General features: G+C 57.1%; 3 protein-coding genes. 1 reads left to right on the top strand and 2 read right to left on the bottom strand.

Annotated features, from left to right (window positions below):
• Positions 1 to 158 precede the first annotated feature (158 nt).
• Positions 159 to 1,631: an AAA family ATPase gene (locus AB0C16_RS39810; protein ID WP_357691299.1), complete on the top strand. Its 1,473-nt coding sequence runs from the start codon at positions 159 to 161 to the stop codon at positions 1,629 to 1,631.
• A 25-nt stretch (positions 1,632 to 1,656) separates the two neighbouring features.
• Here AB0C16_RS39810 and AB0C16_RS39805 read toward each other — a convergent pair whose 3' ends face one another.
• Positions 1,657 to 2,565 (bottom strand): hypothetical protein, encoded by a 909-nt coding sequence (locus tag AB0C16_RS39805; protein ID WP_357691297.1) that lies wholly within the window; start codon positions 2,563 to 2,565, stop codon positions 1,657 to 1,659.
• A gap of 191 nt (positions 2,566 to 2,756) precedes the next feature.
• Positions 2,757 to 3,857, bottom strand: a complete 1,101-nt coding sequence (locus tag AB0C16_RS39800; protein WP_357691295.1) for a tyrosine-type recombinase/integrase — start codon at positions 3,855 to 3,857, stop codon at positions 2,757 to 2,759.
• Positions 3,858 to 4,040 lie beyond the last annotated feature (183 nt).

Below are 4,040 nucleotides of genomic sequence, written 5' to 3'. Positions count from 1 at the left end.
CTCATCGCGGCCCGTGGAACCGCCGCCCACCCGAGCGTCCCGGGCAGGCTGCCACGCCACCTATCCGCAGCGAACAGGACGACCAGGCAGAAATCTCCATCAGCCGAAATCGATCAAGAGGGACAGCCACCCCGTGAGTCATCGAGGTTGGTACAACCATGAAAGCGGAGGAACAAATGGCGCTTAGTCATGAAGTGAACAGAATTCGTGGCGCCATGAGTTCTGGCCGCTATTCCAGATTGTTGACCAGCATATCTATCAGGAATCTGAGAGGCTTCCCGAAGGAGGAAGCGACGCGCATTGATTTCCAATTTCCAGTCACTGCGATCGTCGGAGAGAATGGCACCGGGAAGACTACTGTCATCAAGGCGGCAGCATGTGCGTATGAGCAGGCCGGTGAAGGACGGTCCTCTTTTCAGCCTGGCCGGTTCTTTATGAACACCGCCTGGGACACCGTAACGGATGTAGAAATAACATGTCGCCTCAGCGAGCAAGCAAATCCGGTCACCATCCGAAAGCCAACGGACCGTTGGCGTATCAGTTCGGGTAGACCAAATCGACATATCTTCCTACTAGATGTTTCCAGAGTCATGCCTCTAGACGCTCTCATGGGGTATGCACAGGTGACCAAACGATCGAACAGGGAAGCTTCATCTGAAACCCTCGCCGAGCGCTCCATAAACGATCTCGGATACATCTTGAATCGAGATTTTTCTGCAGCACGCTTCGCTAGCACCACAAATTCTGACAGAGAGGTCGGAATTCTTGCTCAAAGATTTGGCGACTATTCAGCATTCCACCAAGGGGCAGGCGAGGCCGCCTCTTTGCAGCTATTCCGCACCCTGGAAAGAATTCCCAACGATTCACTACTTTTAATAGATGAAGTCGATGCATCACTTCACCCCAAAGCTCAACGAAGGCTGGTGCAGCAACTTCTTAAGATCTCCCGAGAAAAAGGGATCCAGGTCATTCTAACTACGCACAGTTCTCATGTGCTAGAGGAGATACCGCCAGAGGCACGCATTCTCCTGCAGCGGAATAGAGATAGAATCAACGTTATCCATGGCGCCACCCCAGAGTTTTGCCTCAGCGCTATAGACGATCGAACCCATCCGGATATCACGGTATTCTGCGAAGACGATCGAGCCGCTACCATGATCAGTGCTCTTGTTGCTGCGTCTCACGATCCATACAACGTGGAGACCTACCCCGTAGGCTCATATTCTGTGGTAAAACAGCTAGCGGATCTGAGTGCGAAAGGATCGCTGCCCTACCCTGCTGCAGGCGTCGTCGACGGCTCGAAAACCTACAACAGTTGCGTGTCTCTGCCAGGCAAAGAAGAGCCAGAACTCGTCGTTTTTCGCGACCTCAAAGAGAAGAATTGGCCGGATGTCGAAGAGCGGTTCGGCATCCGCTTTTCCGAAATGTCGTCAATTCTCGATGAAGCGATGCGTCGTCAAGACATACATGATTGGCCTCTGGTGGTAGGCGATAGGATCCGGCGATCAAAGGATGTGGTCTGGGATACCCTCGTCACGCTGTGGGTGCAGAAATGCGTAGACCAAGCGGTTATCGAGGAATTTTCGGCAGACGTTAGATCGAAGTCAAAAATTAGTCAACGGCAGATTTGAGTGTGACTGAACGTCATCAAGCCAATTAGAACGGGGGGATGGAAGGGGCGAAGCCGTGCAGAACTTGCAGCAAGGTATGGTCATCGCTCTTGTCGCTCCAGTGAACGATATCTACCTTTTTTAGCTCGTCCCTCGACCACAGAGTCTCCATGTAAGCAATGATGCCTGACGACGGCATCTCCTGAGCAACTATCACGAAACCCGCCATGTTGGCATCGCTCTCGCTCACGTCTTCAAAACGTCTGCGAAGTTGCTCTATCAGTGTGCGACGGTTGATACTCACCAGTGTCTCGATGGCGATCAGTCCATCATCTGTCTCTAGTGCGAAATCCAGCATACTCTTATCCATTCGCACCTCACGACGGATGTATCCAGAGTGCACGATTCTATTTAGGGCACCGTTAATTTGGCTTTCGTAGTCACGTTCAGTGGATGGCTTAAGCACTTCCCAGAATCGCCGAGGCTTTACTTGAGGGTACCCCGATAGAGTCCAAAAGATCTCCAGTCGCGGAGGCTCTTCTTCGCCCTTTCTAGCCCACTCCCAGCCGATCCGAGCGCCTTGCGCCAGCACGGCCTCGATGGCGTGGCGGGTTACTTGCTCGGATGAAACGCCTGTGGCGTATGAGCGCGACCGGACTAGCGTCTGGGCGCGTTGCTCATCGTCGTGAGAGCTTCCATCCCCAGAGGCGTTTAAGGGCTTGTCTGTTGCTTGTTGCGCCGCGGAATAGCCTTCGGATATCTGCCCTATCACTTCCTCGGCTTGGCGGATGGCTTCCTCGGCTCGGTCAAATTCTAGCTCTACGCCTGCCGCGCCAGCCTTTGTTATGCGTCCAATCAATTGCCCCAGCGATCCTTTGAATACTAATGCGACCAAGAATATTAAGGTCGGCCATATAAGTACTCTTATGTACTCCAAAACAAGTTTCCAGTCCATAGTCAGAGTATGACCTACAGCCTGCAGTGATGCTCCTTAACTGCAAACTTCAGGACTACCAGGGCTATCAGTCATGTCGGGCCGACCGTTGCCGCCATCGGGGCGAGGACCGCCTGCGCGACAGAAGGTCCCGCCCGATCTCCGTCGTCTCCATGGTTGAGAGCGTGGCCAGGGTCCATCATGAGAGTTGATCAAGTTTCAAGGGCAGCCTCGATTCGGAGATTGATCTGACCGTCGCGCCCATCGAGGCACTTGGCGTACCGCTTGAGGAGGACCTCCACGCTGTTGCCTGCGCGCTCCGCTACCACCGTCGCGTCGACGCCCGCGTTGAGCCACGTGGACAGGGCGGCGTGACGCAGGTCGTAGGGTTTTCCGGCGAGAGGTGAAGCGACCTGTTGCGGGGTCAAGGCCAGACGGCGGGCTTCTTCCCAGGCCCGCGAGTAGCTGGATGCGCCGAGGATGCCACCGCGTTCGTTCCGGAACAGTCGGCCATCCGGGGCCGTGCCGAACTCTTTAAGGTGCGTCCGCAGGATGCTCACCAGTTCCGGCGGGATGGGCACGGGCCGGACCTCTCGTTCCTCTCGCTGTTTGAGGCCGCGTCGGTCGTGCACGGTCCCGTCGTCAGTCCACTGCTTGCCGCTGCTCGGGCGGGTGACTTCGAGAGTGAGCAAGCCCCATCCTTCCTCGGGAAGAGCGCAGTCGGTTTCCCGGAGCCCGATCGCCTCGGCCGGGCGGAGGCCGGCGAAGTAGAGCGTGGCGAAGAACGCCACGAGGCGGCGGCCTCGCCCGCGATGCCAACTGCCGACGTAGGAGAGGGCCACAAGCAGTTCGCGGGCCTGGACCGGGTTGACCACGCATCTCCGGTCCACGGTGTTGTCCCTGGCCACCTTCTTCTGCTTGACGCGCTTGAGCGGGTTCTCGGCCAGCTCGCCGAGATCGATCGCGTACTCAAGCGCCGTGTTGAGGCCACGGCGTCGGCGGGCCGTCGTATCGGCTGCCGCGCGCTTGCCATCGCGCGTGAGGGTGAGCTCCTCGCACACTTGGCGCGCCACGATCGGGTCCGCGAGGTCGCTCACGTTGACGGTGCCCTTTTCGAGCAGGCGAACCGCGTAGTCGAGATGAGGCGGTGCCGGTTCGTCTGCCTGGCGCGGGATAAGGGCCCACTGCATCGCGGCCCTGATCTCTTTCTTCGAGAGGCCGGAAGCATTGTCAGTCAGCATGCCGAACGCGGCGACCGTGAGACTGTCCACGATGCTCTCGCGGGTCTTGGCGGCAGCGCCTTTCCAGCGCATGCCTACGTACATGCGGCAGAAGTCGTACCAGCTCAGGGCAATGCCGGTGAGTTAAGGCATTTGTGCTGGTGAGAGCGCTTTTCTTAAGATTGTGATCTTGTAGCTGGCCTTGGTGGCTGGTTGCGCAGTGTCACGCTTCTTGGTTGGAAAGGTGTTCTTGGCCGGCTTCTTGACACGCTCGCA

The organism is Nonomuraea sp. NPDC048916, assembly GCF_040649575.1.
GTDB lineage: Bacteria > Actinomycetota > Actinomycetes > Streptosporangiales > Streptosporangiaceae > Nonomuraea.
The sequence above is the reverse complement of the archived record's forward strand: the minus strand, read 5'-3'. Positions and strand labels throughout refer to the sequence as shown.